Origin of the sequence: Nocardioides sp. NPDC023903 (assembly GCF_040639295.1) — a bacterium.
Lineage (GTDB): Bacteria > Actinomycetota > Actinomycetes > Propionibacteriales > Nocardioidaceae > Nocardioides.
This window is the reverse complement of sequence record NZ_JBEZZS010000017.1, coordinates 38,069-56,734: the sequence shown is the minus strand read 5'-3', so window position 1 is coordinate 56,734 and position 18,666 is coordinate 38,069. Positions and strand designations below refer to the sequence as shown.

The window sequence follows — 18,666 nt, the reverse complement described above, 5'->3', positions numbered from 1 at the left end:
ACGTTATCGCTGTTCAGCGGCCAGCGCCGGGCTCAGGACCAGACAGTCCTGCCGGTGCAGCGCCGGATCGTCGAGAAGCTCCTCGACGGCGACGCGTCCGCCCGGGACCCGCCGCAGCGAGGTCGAGTCCTTCTCCTTCACGAACACGTCGCGCGTCCTGGCCAGCTCGGCGAGGTAGCCACGGTCCATGTGCTCGATCTCGAGCATCAGCGCCCAGTGGGCAGTATCGGCCAGCGACCGCGCCGCGCCGTCGACCACCTCGCGCTCGAAGCCCTCGACATCCACCTTCACGCAGAACGGCCGCCCCGAGCCGCCGAGCACCTCGTCGAGAGTGGTGACCTGGACGTCGCGGAGCTGCCAGCGGGCAGAGCCGTCATGGCGCTCGTCGTACAGCGACGACGTCCCCGACCAGGTCCGGTCGACCGCGAACCGCGCGGCGCCGGGCTTGTCGGCGACGGCCTGCGCGCGCAGGTCGATCGCGATCCCACGGGTCTCGAGGGTCTTGCGCAGGACCTTGTGCAGCGAGGTGTTCGGCTCGAACCCGATCAGCTCCACCCCCTCGGGGATCTCCACCCCGACGAGCATCTCGCCGTAGTTCACGCCGATGTCGATCACGGTCCGCCACTCGTGCAGCCCGAGCGCCAACCGCCACAGCTCGAGCGAACCACGGATGATCCGGCCCTTGTTGGCGATCAAGCCCAGGGCCCGCGGATCCGTCGGCTTCACATAGATCCGATGCCCGTCTTCGGTTGTCGCGTACGCCATCTCGAGCACCTTCACCTAGGGATCTTCCGGCCCAGCCGCCATTGGCTGTCGCCGAACCCTAAAGTGCCTACGGAAACGCCAGCCGAACCTGGGGCGACGCGGATCAGGCCGCACGCAGCCCGAGCCAGGGTCAGGAGATCTGCTCGACCAGGTTGTCCGCGTACTCCTGGACGGTGTTGCCGTCCTGGAACTGCTCTCCGTCGAGCAGGACGGTCGGGGTGCCCTGGACGCCGTCGTCGGCGGCGGCCTTGGTGGCGGCGTCGGCCCAGGCCTTGCCGTCGAGGTTCTCGATGCGGTCCTTGACTGCGGACTCCTCGGCGCCGGCCTCGACGGCGAGGTCGACGAGATCGGCAGCGTCGGGGAACGGGCCGGACTCGCTGGGCTGGTTCTCGAAGAGCAGGTCGTGGAAGGTCTTGGCGACCTCGTCGCCGGACTCCTCCTGGACTACCGCGAAGGCCGAGGTGGCGAGCTCGGAGTAGGGGCCGACCTGGTCGAGGAGCACGAACGGGCGGTAGTCGACCTGGACCTTGCCGTCGGCGGCCAGCTCGGCGAGATCGTCGCGGGAGGCGGCCTCGAACTCAGCGCAGTAGGGGCACAGGAAGTCCTCGTAGATGACGACCTTGTGAGGCGCGTCGTCGGGACCGATCACCAGGCCGTGCTCGCTGCTGCCGGCCTCGACCGCGGTGACCTCGCTGTCCCCGGACCGGTTCAGGCTGAACCAGACGAGGCCACCGATGATCACCGCGATGGCGACGACGACAGCCGCGACGGTGAGGATCGACTTGCGGGCCTGCTTCTTGCGCAGAGCCTCCAGCTCCGCGGCGGCCTTGGCAGCGCGTGCCTCACGCTTCTCCTTGCGCGAGTGGCTGCTGGCTGAATCCGTGCTCATGGAGCCAACATAGGTCGGTCTCCTGAGCGCATGCTGAAACCACGCCATGGGAACCGTTATCACATCGTCTCCTAACCCTCCGCGAAGCCGTTGAGCAGCAGCGTTATGGTGCTCCGGTGGCTTCACTGAACGAACGTCTGGTCTGGATCGACTGCGAGATGACCGGGCTGTCCCTCGAGCACGATGCGCTCATCGAGGTGGCAGCCCTCGTCACCGACTTCGATCTCAACGTGCTCGGCGACGGGGTCGACATCATCATCAAGCCCCCGGCCGAGGCGCTGGAGCAGATGGACGACTTCGTACGCGACATGCACACCAAGTCCGGCCTGCTGGTCGAGCTCGAGAACGGTGTGCCGATGCGCGAGGCGGAGGAGCAGGTCCTGGCGTACGTCTGGGAGCACTGTGGCAAGGACTCCCGGCCTCCGCTCGGCGGCAACACGGTGGCCACCGACCGCAACTTCCTCGCCCGCGACATGCCCGAGCTGGAGGGCTTCCTCCACTACCGCAACGTCGACGTCTCCTCGATCAAGGAGCTGTCGCGTCGCTGGTTCCCGCGGGCCTACTTCTCGGCTCCCCCCAAGCGCGGCAACCACCGCGCGTTGGCCGACATCCAGGAGTCGATCGAGGAGCTTCGCTACTACCGCGAGGCGGTCTTCGTGCCGATGCCCGGACCGGACTCCGAGGTGGCGAAGGAGATCGCCGGTCGGCACGGAGCCTCGATCACCGGCCTCGGCGACCCTGCGGCCACCCCCGATTCCACAGATCCGGTCTGATTCCCCTATGATTCTTGCTGGCTCGAACATGCGCTGTTCGAGCCGATGGTGGGCGTAGCTCAGCTGGTAGAGCATCGCGTTGTGGTCGCGAGGGTCGCGGGTTCAAGCCCCGTCGCTCACCCCATATGGCGAGGTTCAAACCTCCACCAGAGGGACAACCTCTGGAGGTTTGAACCTCGCCCTTCATCTATTTGAGCGTGACGCGAGCCAGCGCACCGTGCTCGAGCGCGACCCAGAGCGCACCGTCCGACCCGATGGTGAGCCCATGAGGCTCGGAGTTCGGGGTCGGCAGCGCGACCGACTCGATCACGCCGGCCGTGGTGATCGACCCGACCCGGTTGCCGCCCCACTCGGAGAACCAGAGCTCATCGGCGCCGGCGACGATGGCGTGCGGGCGCGCGCCGCGGTCAGGCAAGGGATGCTCGGTGATCTTCCCGTCCACAGTGATGCGCCCGACCTGGCCCGCCGCGATCTCGACGAACCACAGCGCGCCGTCGGGGCCGAGAGTGATCCCGACCGGTGCCGCGTCGGGAGTGGGGAGCTCGTGCACGGTCACCTCGCCGTGCAGGTCGATCCGGCCGATCGCGTTGGCCCGGTTCATCGTGAACCACAACGCCTCGTCCGGGCCGCCCACGATCGCCGACGGGAACGCCTCGGTGATCGGGAGCGGGAACTCGGTGACCGTGCCGTCGGTGGTGATGCGTCCGATGGAGTCCGTCGTGGTCTCGGTGAACCACAGCGCACCGTCGGGACCGGCTGCGATCCCGTACGGCCCACACTCCCGCAGCGCATGCTCGCGCACCGCGCCGTCGACCGTGATCCGGCCGATCCGGTGGGCGCGATACTCGGTGAACCAGAGCACACCGTCCGGCCCGGGCGCGATGATCGTCGGGCCGCAGTCGGCCGCCAGCTGGAACGTGGCCGGAGACCCTCCCGGGACGAGGCGGCCGATCTCACCACTGCCCTCCAGGGTGAACCAGAGCGCATCGTCCGGACCTACGGCGACGGCGTACGGGCCACGGCCCGGCACTGGATGTTCGGTGATGCGGCCCGGCTGTTCGGGTGTCATAGAGGCCCTTCTCCGTTCGGCTTCGACGCACCCACTCTCGCCCGGCGGCGAGAGTGGAACAACTATTTTCCGGGCATTCTTGGAATCCCGGATTTACCTGACTAAAGTCAGGTATATGACAGTGGACACCTCGGTGATGCGCAAGTTCAACATGAGCTACGTCCGGCGGGTGGGAGCGCTCGAGGACTCCTTCCTCGGCAGCGGTCTCCCCTATGGCACGGCCCGGATCCTCTACGAGATCGGGCTCGGCGCCCGCACAGTTCAAGACCTCAGGACCCGCCTCGGCGGCCTCGATTCCGGCTACGTCAGCCGGATGCTGCGGACGCTGGAGAGCAAGGGGTACGTCGCGATGGACCGCGACCCGGCTGACGGTCGGCGCCGACTGGTGGTGCTCACCGAGGACGGCCTCAAGCAGTGGGACGACCTCGAGCGCCGCTCCGAGGAGCGCGCCCACCTGCTCCTCGACCCGCTGACCCAGCGGCAGCGCGACCGTCTCAACGAGGCCCTCGCGACGGCCGACCTGCTGGTACGGGCCGCCGCGATCACCATCGAGCAGGTCGACCCACGCGACCCGATGGCTCAGGAGGCGATGGGCCACTACTTCGCCGAGATCGGCGACCGCTTCGGGTTCACGGTCGGCGACGAGGGCTTCGGCGACGACCCCTCCCTGCGACCGCCCCATGGCGCCTTCTTCGTGGCCGCCAGCGACGGCGCCCCGGTCGCCTCCGGGGCAGTGCGTGAGTTCGACGGCACCGGCGAGATCAAGCGCATGTGGGTCGACCCCGCCTGGCGCGGCGCCGGCCTCGGCTCACGCCTGCTGCGCCACCTCGAGGCCGAGGCGCTGCGGTTGGGCCACCGGGTCGTACGCCTCGACACCCGTGACGTCCTCAGCGAGGCGATCGAGATGTACGAGCGGGCCGGCTACGAGCGCATCGACCGCTACAACGACAACCCCCACGCCACCCACTTCTTCCGGAAGCAGCTGGGCTAGGCGTACGTCTCCAGCCGCTCCAGCGGCGGCTGGGCGCTGGGATGCGCGACCGCGGCGGCGCCGACCGCGCAGGCCGTACGCAGCGCCTGCTCGTCCGGTGCGCCGGCCTGGATCGCGAGGGTGAGCGCCGCGGAGAACGCGTCGCCAGCGCCGACGGTGTTGACCACGTCCGGCGCCGGCGCGGCGGACACGCGGGCGATCTCGGCACCCTCGGCGATCATGGCCGCACCCGCGGCGCCGTAGGTCACCGCGACCCGCCGGGCCGCGCGCAGCTCGGGCATCGCGGCGTACTCGGTCTCGTTGACGATGAACAGGTCGACCCGCTCGACGAGGTCGGCCGGAAGCGGCTGCGCCGGGGCGGCGTTGAGCGCAATGAACCCAGGGGTCCGTGCGGCGACGGCGCAGACCACCTCGAGGGACAGCTCGAGCTGCATCAGCACCGCCTCGTCCGCCCCGACCGAGATCCCGTCGGCGCCGACCGACTCGTTGGCGCCGCCGCACACCACGATCTGGTTCTCCCCCGCGGCGTCGACGGCGATCAGCGCTGTGCCGGTCGGCGAGTCGGTGACGCGGATGCCGGCGACGTCGACCCCCGCGGCGCGGATCGTCTCGACCGCCCAGGCACCGTCGGCATCGGAGCCGACCGCGCCGACCATCCGCACCCGTGCTCCCAGCCGGCTCGCGGCGACCGCCTGGTTGGCACCCTTCCCGCCGACGTCACGGCGCAGCCGACCACCCCCGACGGTCTCCCCCGCGCCAGGCAGCCGCTCGACGAGCGCCGTCAGGTCGACGTTGATGCTTCCGACGACGACCAGGTCCTGTGGTGGGCGCACCGCCATCAGGGACGTACGAGGCCGATGCAGGAGTAGGGCAGGCCGGAGATCCGCTCCAGCGGCACGCCGCGCGCCTCGGCGAGCTTCTTGATCTGGCCCAGGTCGGCGTCACGCGCCGGGTCGACCAGGATCGTCGACGGCTCACCGTGCAGCAGCAGCCGGATGGTCTCGTCGACACCGGCCTCGACCAGGCTGACGTCGCCGTCCGCGAACTTCTCGGCGACCTCCTCGACCGCGTCCCAGCCCACCCAAGTGGGGGTGTGGTCACCGCCGAGGTGCGCAGCGAGGTCGAGCATCACCTTGGTGCGCACGATCGGGAAGCGGGCCGCGACCGTGTCGATGAACTTCTTGGACACGTCGGCGGCGGCCAGGTCGGCGTGGAACACAGCGCCGTGGAAGTCGTTGGGGCTGACCCGGTCGTCGTCGATGATGGGGCGCGAGACGAGGCCCGAGACGCTCGAGCCGAGGCACGCCGACGGGATCAGGTAGTCCTCGCGGGTGCCGTAGACCGCCACGCTCCGGCCCGGGTCGGCGAGGACCGCGAGCTCCGGGGAGAACGGCGAGGCCAGATGGGCGTCAAGCGTCGAGTTGGCCTTCTCGACCGAGGCCGCCAGCTCTCGGGCGATCGCACCCGTGCCGGTCCACCCGTCCACGAACATCACCTGCGCGGGGTCGTGATGGGCGGCCAGATAGGCGAGCGCGGTCTGGTCGATGCCACGACCGCGGATCAGCGAGATCGCGTAGTGGGGCAGGTCGAGCCCGTGGACGCGCTGCGCCCAGCGTCGCATCAGCACGCCGATCGGGGTGCCGGCGCGCACCAGGGAGACCAGCACGGCGTCCTGTCCGCGCCGGGCCAGCACCTGCTCGGTGACCAGGCCGATGGCGTACGCGACCCGCTGGGCCGAAGCGGTCAGGGCTTCGTCGAAGAGCTCCCGCTGCGCCTCCGCGTACTCCTCGGCCGGCGTCTCCGCCTCGTCCGCGGACAGGTCCTTGAGCAGCCAGGCCACGTCATCGCGCTCGTAGGACCCGAAGGTCGGCCCGTGGAGCGGGGCCGGCAGCTGCCGGGCAGGCTGGTCATGGCGCGGCTCCGGGGCGTACGCCGGGATGGTCACGACCACGACCCGCGGCGCGATTCGGGCGAGCTGGTCGACCAGGCCGCCGTCCTCGTGCAGCGCGGGGGTGTCGGCCGGCTCGTCGACGACCAGCACGATCGTCTCGAAGGCGCCCTCACGCAGGTTGTAGGCGAAGCGTGGCTCGTCGCCGTCGGCGGGCGCGTCGTGGGACGGGAAGGTGATCGCGGTGCGGATCGCATAGCCCGGGTCGTCGACGTCGAGCACCGGCGACCGCGTGGTCGTCGAGTAGGTGATCTCGTGGCGGCGGCCCTCGGCCGCGCGCCGGTCCGCCAGGGCGGAGGCGATCCGCAGAGGTGCGTACATCAGCTCCTCGGTGCCGAGGACGTGCACGGGGCCGTCGGGGATGCGGCCGGCGACGGCCGCGGCGGTCACCGTGACGGCAGACTCGTAGGAGCCGGCGGCGCTGGGCGCGAAGCCGTGGCGGCCACCCTCCGGGACGGCGCGTGGCCAGGTGGCGACGACCTGGACGACCTCGCCGCGCGGGCGCTGGCTCGGCTCGACGCCGGCCAGCTGGCGGAGGTTCTCGACCGTGTCGATGAGCCGGTTGCCGTTGTCAGCGAGGTCCTCGGGCAGCTCGATCTCGCCGCTCGCGAGGGAGACCACGTCCAAGGTCGCGCGCAGCCGCTTGATCGACCGCTCCATCCGGCCACGGTCGGCCTCCGAGCGCAGGTCGACGAGCGCGGCCACGACGTAATGCTTGTGCGGGAACTTCTTGTGCAGCGCCCGGATCGTGTTGACAACGGTCTTGCCGGTGATGACCTCGTCGTCGACCAGCACCAGGGTGTCGGCGCGGGCGAGGAAGGCAGGGTCGGCGGGGAGCAGCCGGTGGGCGGTCGCGTGCGAGTGCTCCTCGTAGAAGTCGGCGACGGACTCGATCCCGTCGACGACCCTGCGGGTGGAGTGCAGGTAGGGCGCGCCGATGGCGTCGGCGACGAGGTGGCCGAGAGCGGTCGCGGTCTCGGCGTAGCCGAGGACCACCGCGTCACCCGTGACCGCAGCGCGCGCCTTTGCGCCCAGGCGCAGCCCGGCGTCGGTCACCAGACGCGGGTCGGTCGGAACGTGCTTGCCGAGGACGGAGGAGACGAGGAGCTGCGCGCGGCGAGGGTTGCGTCGGACCGCAAGACCCACCAGATCAGTGAGCATCATCCCGCTCGGCGCGTCGGTCGTCCGCAGACGCACGCCCAGACGTTCGGCCACCCAGGTGCCTGACCAGCCGCTCGCTTCGTCTCTCACAGGTGACATTCTCCCCCAATGCTCCTCATCTGACTCAACCGCACGTAGGGCACCCATGTCCACTGCGGAGCCCGTCCAAGCGGCCCAGACGTCCAGAATGAGAACACGTTCTTGTCGGTTGCGTCGGGGAGCAATAGGTTCCGCACATGCCTCGTCGCTCGGGAAGCATCGGAATCGTGGCCGCCGCGGCGGCCGTGCTCGCCTTCGGGACCTCGCTGCTGAGCCCGGTCGGGCCAGCTGGCGCAGACCCGGCGGAGGAGACGCCACGGCTGTCTCGCGAGGGGCGCTGGCTGGTCGACCAGCACGGCCGGATCGTGCTGGTGCACGGTCAGAACCTGGTCTGGAAGCACGATCCGTACGTCCCGCCCGACTCGCCCGAGGGTTTCACCGCGGCCGACGCGGAATGGCTGGCGGAGCACGGGTTCAACGGCGCCCGGATCGGCACCCTGTGGGCAGGCGTGACCCCGGACGCCCCCGGACAGGTCGACGAGGACTACCTCGACGACTGGCAGCGGGTGATCGACCTGCTCGCCGACGAGGGCATCTGGATGCAGTACGACTTCCACCAAGACATGTGGCACGAGACCTACGGCGGCGAGGGCGTGCCCGACTGGGCAGCGAAGCGGCCGGCGCCCTACAACCTGCACCCGCCGATCAAGCTGTCCTTCCCGGCGACCTACATCACGCCCGAGCTGGCCACGGTCTACGACAACTTCTGGGCCAACAAGAACGGCGTCCAGGACGGCTGGGCCGCAGCCTGGGGCGCGGTCGCGCAGCGGTGGGGCGACCAGCCCTACTCGATGGGCTACGACCTCATCAACGAGCCGTGGGCGGGCCGGGAGTGGCTGACCTGCCCGATCACCGGGTGCGCCAGCTCCTACCGGGACGAGTTCCAGCCGGCGTACGAGAGGGCGACGGCGGCGATCCGCCGGTCCGACCCCGACGGGATCGTCTGGTACGAGTCGCAGCTGCTCGCCAACCAGGTCCCCAACTCGAGCTTCGGGCCGGCCAACGACGACCAGGTCGGCTACTCGTGGCACAGCTACTGCCCCTACGGCTATCTCGACTCCCAGGGCATCCCGGTCGGGGTCAGCGGCTGCAAGGACTATGACGAGACCCACAACCTCAAGGCGCTCGAGCAGGCCGAGACGATGGGCGCGACCAACCTGATGTCGGAGTTCGGCGCGACCGACAACACCGAGCTGCTGGCCATCGACACCGCCTCGGCCGACGACCACTTCACCTCCTGGATGCACTGGGCCTACAAGCACTGGGACGACCCGACCACCGCCGACGGCGCGCAGGGGATGTTCGCGGACGACGCCGATCTCTCGACGGTGAAGCCCGAGAAGCTGCGTACGCTGGTCCGCACCTACCCGCAGGCCACGGCCGGCACGCCCGTCGACCTCTCCTTCGACCCCGCCACCGGCGCGTTCAGCTACACCTACGAGCCAGCCGCTGACATCGACGAGCCGACCGAGATCTTCGTCAGCCCGATCCACTACCCCTCCGGGGCGGACATCGACGTCGAGGGCGGCCGGGTCGTCGGCGAGGCCGAGCACAACCGGATCCTGGTCGAGGCGACCGGAACCGAGCCGGTGACCGTCACGATTGACTAGGGTGGTGGTGTCCCGCCCGCTCCGGCCCGCGTCGGTCCAGCCCTCGGAGGATCACTTGTCCGTCTCGCTCGCCAAGGGACAGTCGGTCTCGCTCACCACCGGTGACGGCAGCAGCATGACGCACGTACGGATAGCGCTCGGGTGGGACGCGGTCAGACAGGGTCTCTTCGGCGGATTCCGTGGCGCCGACGTCGACATGGACGCCTCCGCGATCCTCTACGACGCGGCCGGCGCCCACCTCGACCAGGCGTGGTTCCGGCAGCTGAAGTCCCGGGACGGCGCCGTCGTCCACACCGGCGACAACCGCACCGGCGCCGGCGAGGGCGACGACGAGTCGATCATCGTCCACCTCGACCGGGTGCCCGCCGAGGTCGCGCAGATCGTGTTCACGATCAACTCGTTCACCGGACAGAGCTTCGCGCAGATCCAGAACGCCTTCTGCCGTCTGGTCGACGAGAACACCCGCACCGAGATCGCCCGCTTCGACGTGAGCCAGACCGGCCCGCACACGGCGGAGATCATGGCCAAGGTCAGCCGTCAGGACGGTGGCTGGGCGATGACCGCGCTGGGCGAGATCGGCAACGGGCGTACGTTCCAGGACCTGCTGCCCTCGATCGCTCCGACGCTCTGACCCCTGAGGTAGCGGTCAGCCGAGTGAGCCGACCCCGACGACGGTGAGGCCGGCGCCGAGGACCGTGACGCCGAGCGCGGCCAGGATCGGGGTGACCTTCGCCGCGACCTGGAGGTAGGTCTTCGACTCGGCGATGCGGACGACGAGGTTGTTGCCGGCCAGCGCCAACAGGCCGACGCCGAACAGGATCGTCGCCATGCCCAGGCCGAAGGTGATCACCAGCAGCAGGGCGAATGCCGAGCGGCCGGCGAACAGGCCGGTCACCAGGACCAGGAACGCTCCCGGGGACGGGGTCAGGCCGCCGGAGATTCCGAGCAGGACGATGCCGGGGCGGCGTACGCCTTCCGGGTGACCGTGTCCGTGCTCTCCGGAGTGGCCATGCGAGTGGCCGTGGGAGTGCCCGTGTCCGGTCCCCGAGCGGGCAGCGCGCCAGTGCCGGCGCAGCAGCCAGAGCCCGGTGCCGACGACCAGGACCCCGGCGACGATCTGCAGACCAGCGGTGAGGTTCTCCAGGCGTACGAGATCCGAGAGCGAGAAGAACGCCCACGCCACCGCGATGACCAGCACCGAGAAGGTGTGCATCACCGCGACCGAGCCGCCCAGCCACGCCGCGTCGCGCACCCGGCCCTCCGCGCCGATCAGGTACGCCGCTGCCAGGGTCTTGCCGTGGCCCGGCGCGATCGCGTGCGCCGCGCCGGCCGCGAAGGCGAGCACGAAGGCGGCCGCGGCGATGCCGGGCTCGTCCAGATAGCCCTGCACGCGCTCGACCAGAGCCGCCGCGCCGAACCAGTCACCCGTCAAGAAATCGTCCATGTCAGGCGCAAACGATGGCACAGAGTTTCGTCGCCGCATACGGCTGAGGCAAGCGTTTACCAACCGGACAGACGGGCGTCAACAGCGGCGCTCGGCCACGTTCACCGGATCTCAGGATCCTCGTCCAATGGCCGGGCGTGTGCCTCGGCCGTTCGGCACCTCGGGCGATGCCGCACGTCATGCCGCACGACCCCAAGGAGCATCGTGTTCGCACCAACGAGTGCCAGCCTCGCCAGACCCGGACGGAGGCGACTCGTCGCCGTTGCCGCCGGTCTGGCCCTCGCGGGTGGTGTCATCGCCGCCCTGCCCGGTGACGCCGTCACCTCCGCCAGCGCGGCGAGCTACACCGCCGTCGGCGCACCGCTGACCGGCCCGCCGCGCGCTGCGCTGGCGACCGTGGACGCCCCGACAGCCGACGTACTCGACATCGACTTCGAGGGCGGCGCCCCGCACGAGCGCGCCCAGTCGCTCGAGCCGCGCACCTGGGGTGCGCCGACGTACGGCACCGACGACACCCTCGCCGAGACACCGACCGACGTGATGACCGTCGACGGCACCGACGACGCGGTCTCCGTCGAGCACGACCCGTGGGCCGACCTGCAGCAGGGCTTCACCATCGAGTGCGTCTTCCGGGTCGAGACCACGCTGCCCGCCACCAACGAGAAGGACCTCTGCTCCAACAAGGAGGCGGGCGGCTACTCGGTCTACGTGACCGGCTCCAACCTGGGCACGATGGCCCACATCGGCGGCGGCTACAAGACGGTGCTGACCCCGATCACCGCCAACCGCTGGTACCACGTGCTCTCGGTCTGGGACGGCCAGAGACTGAACCTGTACGTCAACGGCACCAAGGCCGGCTCGACCGCCGCCACCGGCGCGCTGCAGGCCCCGGCCGCGACCTCGCGCCGCTTCGTGGTCGGCGCCGACTCGTCCCCCACCGGGATCGGCCAGCCGGCCCCGCCCGCCTCGTTCGCCGCTGCCTCCCTCTTCGCCCGGGCGGTGACCGATGCCGAGGCCGCAGCGCTGGCCGGCTCCTACGACACCGCTCCCCCGGTGCCGGCCGCGGACGTGCTCGACGTCGACTTCGACGACGGCACCCCGGCCGACGACACCGGCCGCGCCGTGACCACGGTCGGCGAACCGGTGATCTCCGACGACACCGCACTGGACGCCAAGGTCGCCTCCTTCGACGGCTCCAACGACGCGTACGCCTATGCGATGGGCTCCGCGGCCTGGGACCAGATCGACGAGCAGGTCTCGATCGAGTGCACCTTCAAGGACAACGGCACCTTCCCCAACGGGACCGAGCACTCGATCTGCTCGGAGAAGGAGGGCGGCGGCTACTCGATCGTCGTCTACAGCGGCAAGCTGACCTTCGCCGTCCACGCCGGCGGCGCCTACCGCAACGCCCAGGTCGAGATCGAGTCCGGCCGCTGGTACCACGCCGTCGGCACCTGGGACGGCTCGACCGCCCGGCTGTACGTCGACGGGCAGCTCGCCGCGCAGATCGCGGCACCCGCTCCGCTGACCCGTCCCGGCGGCAACGCCCTCAACTCCTTCTACGTCGGAGCCGACTCGGTCAACCAGTTCTGGTCGCCAGTCACCGTGCGCACCGCGCGGATCTTCACCGAGGTGCTCACCGCCGACCAGGCCAACGCCCTCAACGTGGCCGCGCTCGGTGACGTACGCGACGCCGGAGTGGTCGTCAACGGCACCACCCCAGCGGCCGGTTCGCACATCACCACGCCGACCGAGTTCGCCGTCGACATCACCAACCAGGGCAACGCCTCCGGCTGGACCTACACGCTCGACGGCGATCCGATCCGTCCCGGCCAGGAGATCGGCGCCGGCCTCGCTCGCGGCGAGCACACGATCGAGATCGCTGCGAAGGACGTCTTCGGACGGCCGGTCGCGCACACCTCGACCTTCACCTCCGACGCCATCCCGACCGGCGGCGGCACCGACACCGGACAGGGCAAGGGGAAGGTGACGCTCTCCGCGATCGCCAACAGCCCCGACGGCTCGGATGTGACCACCACCTTCAAGGCGGCCTCCGCCTCTGTCGCCGACGGCGGCTTCCAGGGCGTCGTGCCGGTGCTCCCGAGCGCGCTCGAGTTCGACTACTCCTACCCAGAGACGATCGCCGGGAGCCAGAAGCCGGACGGGCAGACCACCGACAGCGCCTCGAGCAAGCTGATCCCGTTCCAGCGCTACGACGTCTCCGTCCCGGCCTCCGACTCGCGACGCCACGTGGTCTGGACCGGCACGGCCGACCCGGCCCGTTCGGTCTCGCTGCGGGTGTGGAACACCGTCGAGAGCCGCTGGGACGAGCTCTCCTCCGCCCGCGGGATCGCCGACGGCGACACCACGCTGCAGGGCCGGGCGCTGGCCGCCCACGTCGACAACGGCGTCATCCACGTCCTGGTGACCGGCATCGACCCGTTCGCCGACGACCTCTCGCCGCGCGACGAGTCGGCCGCCGACGACAAGGACCACTTCGAGAACCCCGACGACTACGACTTCTCCTTCGCCCACTTCACCGACACCCAGTACATCGCCGAGGGTGCTGCCGGTGGGACGTACGAGAACTTCAACGGGATCGAGGAGCCCTCGGACGTGCAGCTGGTCGAGGAGCAGGCGGTGTGGCAGCGCGCCTATCGCGCCGAGACCGAGTGGATCCGCGACAACGCCGACCAGCGCAAGATCGCGTTCACCTCGCACACCGGTGACGTGACCGAGAACGACACCAAGGACCCGCTGGCCACCGACGCCAACGGCAACCTGCTCTACCCAGGGCTCGACGAGCAGATCACCCGCGAGTTCGAGTTCACCTCGGGCGCGCAGGGGATCCTCGACGAGGCTGGCGTGGTCAACCAGGTGGTCGCGGGCAACCACGACAACCAGGGTGGTCGCGAGACCGGCGCGCAGTCGCGGTTCAGCCGCTACTTCAGCCCGGAGCGCTACTACCAGGCGGCGCAGGGATGGCCCGAGGGCGCGTCCTACCACGCCTGGGACGAGGAGACCGACGCCTCCGGCAACGTGGTCACGCCGGGCACGGACAACCAGAACAACTACGTGCTCTTCTCCGCCGGCGGGCTCGACTTCGTCGCCGTCGGCCTCTCCTACGGCGTCACTCCGGACGAGGCGGCCTGGGCGAGCGAGATCTTCGCCCGCTTCCCGGACCGCAACGGCATCCTGAGCACCCACGCCTACCTGGCGCCCTCCTCGGCTCCCGACGGGCGTGGGGCCAACTTCTCCACCGACGGCTCCCGGCTCTTCGACCAGGTCGTCGAGGCCAACCCCAACGTGTTCCTGGTCCTCGCCGGCCACGAGCACGGCGTCGGCACCAACCTCAAGCGCGGCATCGGCGCCACGGTGTCGCACAACGTGGTCGAGCTGCTGGCCGACTACCAGTTCTACAAGGTGACCGCCGGTGAGCTCTTCCCCGACTCCGTCGACGCCTCGGGCAACATCGACCTCAACGGTGACGGGACGGTGGACCACAAGTCGACCGACCTGCTGCAGTTCGGCGCCTCCTACCTGCGCCTGTTGCAGTTCGACACCGAGCGTTCGGAGATGTCGATCGACACCTACTCCCCGCACCTGGACGACTTCGGGGCGACGGAGTACGACGACCGGCACCGCTACAACGGGGCCGAGGACAACCTGACGCTCCCCGTGGACCTCTCCACCCGGCGTACGTCCTTCACGACCGATGCGCTGACCGTGGTCACCCCGACCGACGCCGTGATCGGCACCGACACCGCGCGTTCGGGCTGGCCGGCGACGGTGGAGTGGGCCGGGCTGAACGAGGGTCAGGTGTACGCCTGGACCTCGACCTCCCGCACTGGCGAGGCCCAGACGCTCGGCTCGATCGACCAGTTCGGCGGCGTCTTCCTGGCCACCGCGGCCGGCACCGATGCAACACCGCCGGTGCTGACGGTCCCGGCCTCGACGACGATCGAGGTGGGCGCGGAGTTCGATCCACTGGACGGGGTCAGCGCGACCGACAACACCGACGGTGACCTCACCGGCAGCATCCAGGTCTCCGGCAGCGTCGACGTGAACACGCCGGGCGCCTATCCGCTGACCTACACGGTCACCGACGCCAACGGCAACCAGGCCGTCGCCTCGCGCGCGGTCGTCGTGGAGGAGGTCGAGACGCCCGAGCTGACCCCGGTCACGCTCACCGCGAAGGACACCACGGTCCGCTTCGGACGCGACCTGGTGTTGCGTACGTCGGTCGCGCCGCGCAGCGCCACCGGCACCGTGCAGTTCCTCATCGGTGAGGACGTCCTGTGCGAGGCGCGGGTGCGGCGCGGGGTCGCCGAGTGCGAGGTCGACGTGATGCCCCCGCCGGGCCGTCACCAGGTGCAGGTCTTCTACCCGGGCGACGACACGCACGCACCGGCCACGACGAACCTCACGCTGACGGTCAGGCAGCGTTAGTGGCTCGTCTCCTCCGGGCTCTCGCGGTGGTCGCCGGCTTCGTGCTGGCGGCCACCGCGGGCCTGCCCGCCGACGCGCATCCGTTCGGGGCACCGCAGACCGCGACGATCGCCGGCACCACCGGCGCTCCCGAGGTGACCTGGCGGTTCGGGGCCACCGACGACATCGCCTACCTCGCGGTGCAGGTCGGCGCGCTCCCGCCGGACCGGATGACGCTCGACGGCGTCGTCCTCTACGAGCCCGGCGACGAGAAGGCCCTGGCGGAGTCGGAGGCCTACGCCGACTACGTGCTCGACCACATCCGGATCGAGGGCTGCGACGGGTCGGTCGAGGCGGGCGAGGACCTGATCGCCGACGGCACCACGGTCACCTTCGACTGCCCGTCGCCGACCTCGGCCACGAAGATCGAGATCGACATGATGACCGACCTGCATCCGGCGTACCAGACCATGGCCTCGGGGCCGAACGGCCAGAAGGCGGCGTACGCAGGGACCTCCCGCTCGCACGGCTGGTCGCTCGACGAGTCGCGGGCCGCGGCAACCGGGCTCAGCGCACTGTTCCAGCTCGCCGGCACCGTCGGCGCGATCGCGCTGGTCGGTGCCGGCGGGTGGTGGCTCGTGCGCCGCCGCCGGCAAGCTAGCGCTTGAGCTTCTTGATCTCGTCCTTGGCGGCCTGCTGGGCGATGGCCTCAGCCTGGGCCTCCTCGCCGAAGACACCCTCGACCTTGGCCTTCTCGACCTTCTTGAACTGACGCAGCATGCTCCACGCGATCACCGCGACGGCGACGCAGAGCGCGATGAAGATGCCGAAGGCGGTCCAGCCCGCGACCACGTCCTCGTCCTGCGGCGGGGTGGGCTCAGGAGCGGGCTGAGAGGTGTGCAGCGTGTGCGTCGTCATCGGAAGGCCGGACATACCGACATTGTCTCACCTGTGCCTGAGAGATCGCGCGGGCAGGGGCGCCGTCGCGAGCGTCGCGAGACGGGTGCGATGGCAAGGCGGAGCCTCGAAGGCGGTCTGGTTGCACCATCGAGAGGCGACAACGCAGCCAGCGCGCCCGTATCGCGGCGCGTAGCAGGCGGCCCTGCCCGCGCGATCTCTTTGAAACCTCAGGCGGTGACGACCTTGCCGAAGCTGATGTCGCGTCCGACCGCGGCCTTGCCCTCGTCGTCGGCGGTGGAGACGTCGAGACCGGCGAAGAGATCGGTCTCCTCGCGCTTCTCCGCCTCGGGCACCGGCACGTAGGAGGTCACCAGCTCGTAGTCCTCGGTCGGCCAGGCCTCCTTCTCGATCTCCCGGGGCACCGCGAACCACGGGCCGTCGGGGTCGATCTGGGTGGCGTGCGCGAGCAGGGCCTGGTCACGTACCCCGAAGAAATCGGCGCACTCGACCTTCGTGGTGACCCGCTCGTCCCAGCCCGGATCCGGCTTCCAGCTCTCGAGGCGGTCCTCGTACGGCGAGGCGAGCCCGTGACTCGTGATCGCCTCGTGCAGGGCGATCATCCGGGGGTAGTTGAAGGTGTGGCTGTAGTAGAGCTTCAGCGGCTGCCACGGCTCACCCGCATCCGGGAACAGGTCAGGGTCGCCCGCCGCCCGGAACGCCTCCACCGAGACCCGGTGGCACATGATGTGGTCCGGGTGCGGGTAGCCCCCGTTCTCGTCGTACGTGGTGACCACGTGCGGCCGGAAGGTGCGGATGATCTCGACGAGCCGGCGCGTGCTCACCTCGAGCGGCGTCCTGCCGAAGCAGCCCTCGGGGAGCAGCGACCAGTCCTTGGCCCCCATCTCCTCGACCAGCATGAACTCCTCGACCCAACCGGAGTCGACGAAGCCGAGCCAGTCCTGCTTGATGCCGAGGATGTCGCGGGCGCGATGCATCTCCTCGCGTCGGATCTCGTGGATGTTCTCCAGGATCCCGGGGCGCTCCATCTTCGGGTTGAGGATGTCGCCCCGCTCGCCGCCCGTACACGTCGCGACATGGACGTCGACCCCTTCGGCGACGTACTTCGCGGTGATCCCGGCGCCCTTGCTCGACTCGTCGTCGGGGTGCGCGTGCACGTGCATCAGGCGGAACGCCTGCTGGAGCTGCTCTGGCATGAGTTCAATCCTAACCACGCTCTGTCTCACGGATCGGTTACCCGCTCCCACTCCGCGGACAACTTTGGTGGTAGGCGTCTAGGGACGGATGTGCGGTCTCCTTCGGCGAGGTGGGACCATGTTTCCCGTGAGCACGCCGTCATCTGCCGAAAGCGGATCCCGAAGCCGTGAGTCTGCTGAAGCGGAGCCCGAAGCCATGAACTCTGAAGAATCCCGCATCGCGGCCCGCTACGGCCGCGGCCCGCGCCGTCGCCCGGGCGTACTCATGGTCGCCCTTGTCCTCGCCCTCGTGGCGATCGTCGGCTGGTTCGGCTGGGCGCTGTGGCTGGCCCTGCACCCCGAGGTCTCCTCCGGGCTGGAGAAGTGGGAGGCCGTCAGCGAGAACGAGGTCGAGGTGACCTTCGTCGTACGCCTCCACGACAAGGACGCGAAGCCGGTCTGCACCGTCGAGGCCGAGGACGACCAGGAGGAGAAGGTCGGCCACCTCGAGTTCACCGCCACCGAGGGGCGCCAGACGATCACCATCCCGACCGAGCGCCGCGCGCTGCGGGTCGAGTGGGGTGACTGCACGGTCGAGTGACCGTACTTCTCAGGCAATCCCTGCACTTCTCTGGCATTGCATTGCCAGAGAAGTGCAGGGCTCTGAAATTTGTAGGGCCGGTTAACCGGGTATCCCTACGCGGTGAAAACCTCAGTCTTCAGGATCTCGACCTTGAGCGGCCCGCGAGGACCCTCGTAGGTCACGGTGTCACCGGCGCTGGCCCCGATGAGGGCAGCGCCGATGGGCGAGGCGGCCGAGGAGATCTCGAGGCCGCCTGCGTACTCCTTCATCTCGATCGAGGCGATGAGGCGGGTCTCGGCCTCGTCGTCGTCATCGCCCTCGAACTTGAACGTGACCAGCTTTCCGACCGAGACGACACCGTCGTCCTCGGGGACGGTGGTGTCGGCCTTGCGCAGCAGTGCTTCGAGCTGCTGAATCTGACCCTCGAGCTTGCCCTGCTCCTCGCGCGCGGCGTGGTAGCCGCCATTCTCCTTGAGGTCACCTTCGTCGCGGGCGGAGCTGATCTCGGCAAGGATCTCCTGGCGTCGGGGGCCCTTCAGGTATTCCAACTCCGCGGTGAGCTTGTCGAATGCACCCTTGCTGAGCCAGATAGTGGCAGCCGTGGTCTCGGTCGACTGAGTCATAGCGAGTTACTCCTGATGGGTAGTGAATAGGTAAGGGGCGCCGGTCAACCCCCATCAACCGGCGCCTTTTCTCCCTGCTGAGCGGGCGTGTTTCACCCAGCTGAACGTTCCGCGGGAGATTGTCAGAAGGTTCAGTTTAACAAGGCAACCACACCCGAAGACAGTTCGCGACCGAAACGTTGCGCAATCT

16 protein-coding genes and 1 tRNA gene are annotated in these 18,666 nt (G+C 69.6%); 8 read left to right on the top strand and 9 right to left on the bottom strand.

Annotation, left to right across the window (positions count from 1 at the left end):
• Window positions 1-3: 3 nt before the first annotated feature.
• The gene (locus AB0F44_RS18115) at window positions 4-765 is read right to left on the bottom strand and encodes an FkbM family methyltransferase (RefSeq protein ID WP_357357705.1); all 762 of its coding nucleotides are present in this window, start codon (window positions 763-765) and stop codon (window positions 4-6) included.
• Between the two features lie 130 nt (window positions 766-895).
• Window positions 896-1,654, bottom strand: coding sequence for a thioredoxin domain-containing protein (locus AB0F44_RS18110; protein ID WP_357357704.1), 759 nt, complete (start codon window positions 1,652-1,654; stop codon window positions 896-898).
• Window positions 1,655-1,779: 125 nt separating this feature from the next.
• On the opposite strand from AB0F44_RS18110, the gene orn reads away from it, so the two are divergent.
• Both orn and AB0F44_RS18100 read left to right on the top strand, forming a co-directional pair.
• Complete coding sequence (orn, locus tag AB0F44_RS18105; RefSeq protein ID WP_355018300.1) at window positions 1,780-2,427, top strand: oligoribonuclease; 648 nt, start codon at window positions 1,780-1,782, stop codon at window positions 2,425-2,427.
• Window positions 2,428-2,475: 48 nt separating this feature from the next.
• Window positions 2,476-2,551 (top strand) — tRNA-His (locus AB0F44_RS18100).
• Between the two features lie 63 nt (window positions 2,552-2,614).
• Here AB0F44_RS18100 and AB0F44_RS18095 read toward each other — a convergent pair.
• On the bottom strand, window positions 2,615-3,496 hold the full coding sequence (locus AB0F44_RS18095) for a virginiamycin B lyase (protein WP_357357702.1): 882 nt from the start codon (window positions 3,494-3,496) through the stop codon (window positions 2,615-2,617).
• A 115-nt stretch (window positions 3,497-3,611) separates the two neighbouring features.
• On the opposite strand from AB0F44_RS18095, the gene AB0F44_RS18090 reads away from it, so the two are divergent.
• On the top strand, window positions 3,612-4,487 hold the full coding sequence (locus tag AB0F44_RS18090) for a bifunctional helix-turn-helix transcriptional regulator/GNAT family N-acetyltransferase (RefSeq protein WP_357357700.1): 876 nt from the start codon (window positions 3,612-3,614) through the stop codon (window positions 4,485-4,487).
• On the opposite strand, the gene AB0F44_RS18085 is transcribed toward AB0F44_RS18090, so the two are convergent.
• Entirely contained in the window at window positions 4,484-5,320 is an 837-nt protein-coding gene (locus AB0F44_RS18085) for a ribokinase (RefSeq protein WP_357357698.1), read from the bottom strand. The genes AB0F44_RS18090 and AB0F44_RS18085 overlap by 4 nt on opposite strands.
• 5 nt (window positions 5,321-5,325) lie before the next feature.
• Entirely contained in the window at window positions 5,326-7,695 is a 2,370-nt protein-coding gene (locus AB0F44_RS18080; RefSeq protein ID WP_357357696.1) for a phosphoribosyltransferase domain-containing protein, read from the bottom strand.
• Between the two features lie 137 nt (window positions 7,696-7,832).
• On the opposite strand from AB0F44_RS18080, the gene AB0F44_RS18075 reads away from it, so the two are divergent.
• Window positions 7,833-9,305 (top strand): cellulase family glycosylhydrolase, encoded by a 1,473-nt coding sequence (locus tag AB0F44_RS18075; RefSeq protein ID WP_357357694.1) that lies wholly within the window; start codon window positions 7,833-7,835, stop codon window positions 9,303-9,305.
• Between the two features lie 55 nt (window positions 9,306-9,360).
• Window positions 9,361-9,936, top strand: coding sequence for a TerD family protein (locus AB0F44_RS18070; RefSeq protein ID WP_357357692.1), 576 nt, complete (start codon window positions 9,361-9,363; stop codon window positions 9,934-9,936).
• 15 nt (window positions 9,937-9,951) lie between these two features.
• On the opposite strand, the gene AB0F44_RS18065 is transcribed toward AB0F44_RS18070, so the two are convergent.
• On the bottom strand, window positions 9,952-10,749 hold the full coding sequence (locus AB0F44_RS18065) for a cobalt transporter (RefSeq protein ID WP_357357691.1): 798 nt from the start codon (window positions 10,747-10,749) through the stop codon (window positions 9,952-9,954).
• A 204-nt stretch (window positions 10,750-10,953) separates the two neighbouring features.
• Between AB0F44_RS18065 and AB0F44_RS18060 the strand changes: the two genes are divergently transcribed.
• Window positions 10,954-15,198: a LamG-like jellyroll fold domain-containing protein gene (locus AB0F44_RS18060; protein WP_357357689.1), complete on the top strand. Its 4,245-nt coding sequence runs from the start codon at window positions 10,954-10,956 to the stop codon at window positions 15,196-15,198.
• A complete protein-coding gene (locus AB0F44_RS18055; protein ID WP_357357687.1) occupies window positions 15,198-15,845 on the top strand; it encodes a hypothetical protein in 648 nt (215 codons plus the stop codon). Before AB0F44_RS18060 ends, AB0F44_RS18055 begins: the two co-directional genes overlap by 1 nt.
• Here the strand turns inward: AB0F44_RS18055 and AB0F44_RS18050 are convergent.
• Entirely contained in the window at window positions 15,835-16,110 is a 276-nt protein-coding gene (locus tag AB0F44_RS18050; RefSeq protein WP_160024995.1) for a hypothetical protein, read from the bottom strand. The two genes, AB0F44_RS18055 and AB0F44_RS18050, sit on opposite strands and share 11 nt — an antisense overlap.
• Window positions 16,111-16,304: 194 nt before the next feature.
• On the bottom strand, window positions 16,305-17,291 hold the full coding sequence (mca, locus tag AB0F44_RS18045) for a mycothiol conjugate amidase Mca (RefSeq protein ID WP_357357684.1): 987 nt from the start codon (window positions 17,289-17,291) through the stop codon (window positions 16,305-16,307).
• Window positions 17,292-17,487: 196 nt separating this feature from the next.
• On the opposite strand from mca, the gene AB0F44_RS18040 reads away from it, so the two are divergent.
• On the top strand, window positions 17,488-17,871 hold the full coding sequence (locus AB0F44_RS18040) for a DUF4307 domain-containing protein (protein ID WP_357357682.1): 384 nt from the start codon (window positions 17,488-17,490) through the stop codon (window positions 17,869-17,871).
• Between the two features lie 95 nt (window positions 17,872-17,966).
• Here the strand turns inward: AB0F44_RS18040 and greA are convergent, their stop codons facing one another.
• The gene (greA, locus tag AB0F44_RS18035) at window positions 17,967-18,476 is read right to left on the bottom strand and encodes a transcription elongation factor GreA (RefSeq protein ID WP_350662145.1); all 510 of its coding nucleotides are present in this window, start codon (window positions 18,474-18,476) and stop codon (window positions 17,967-17,969) included.
• Window positions 18,477-18,666: the final 190 nt, after the last annotated feature.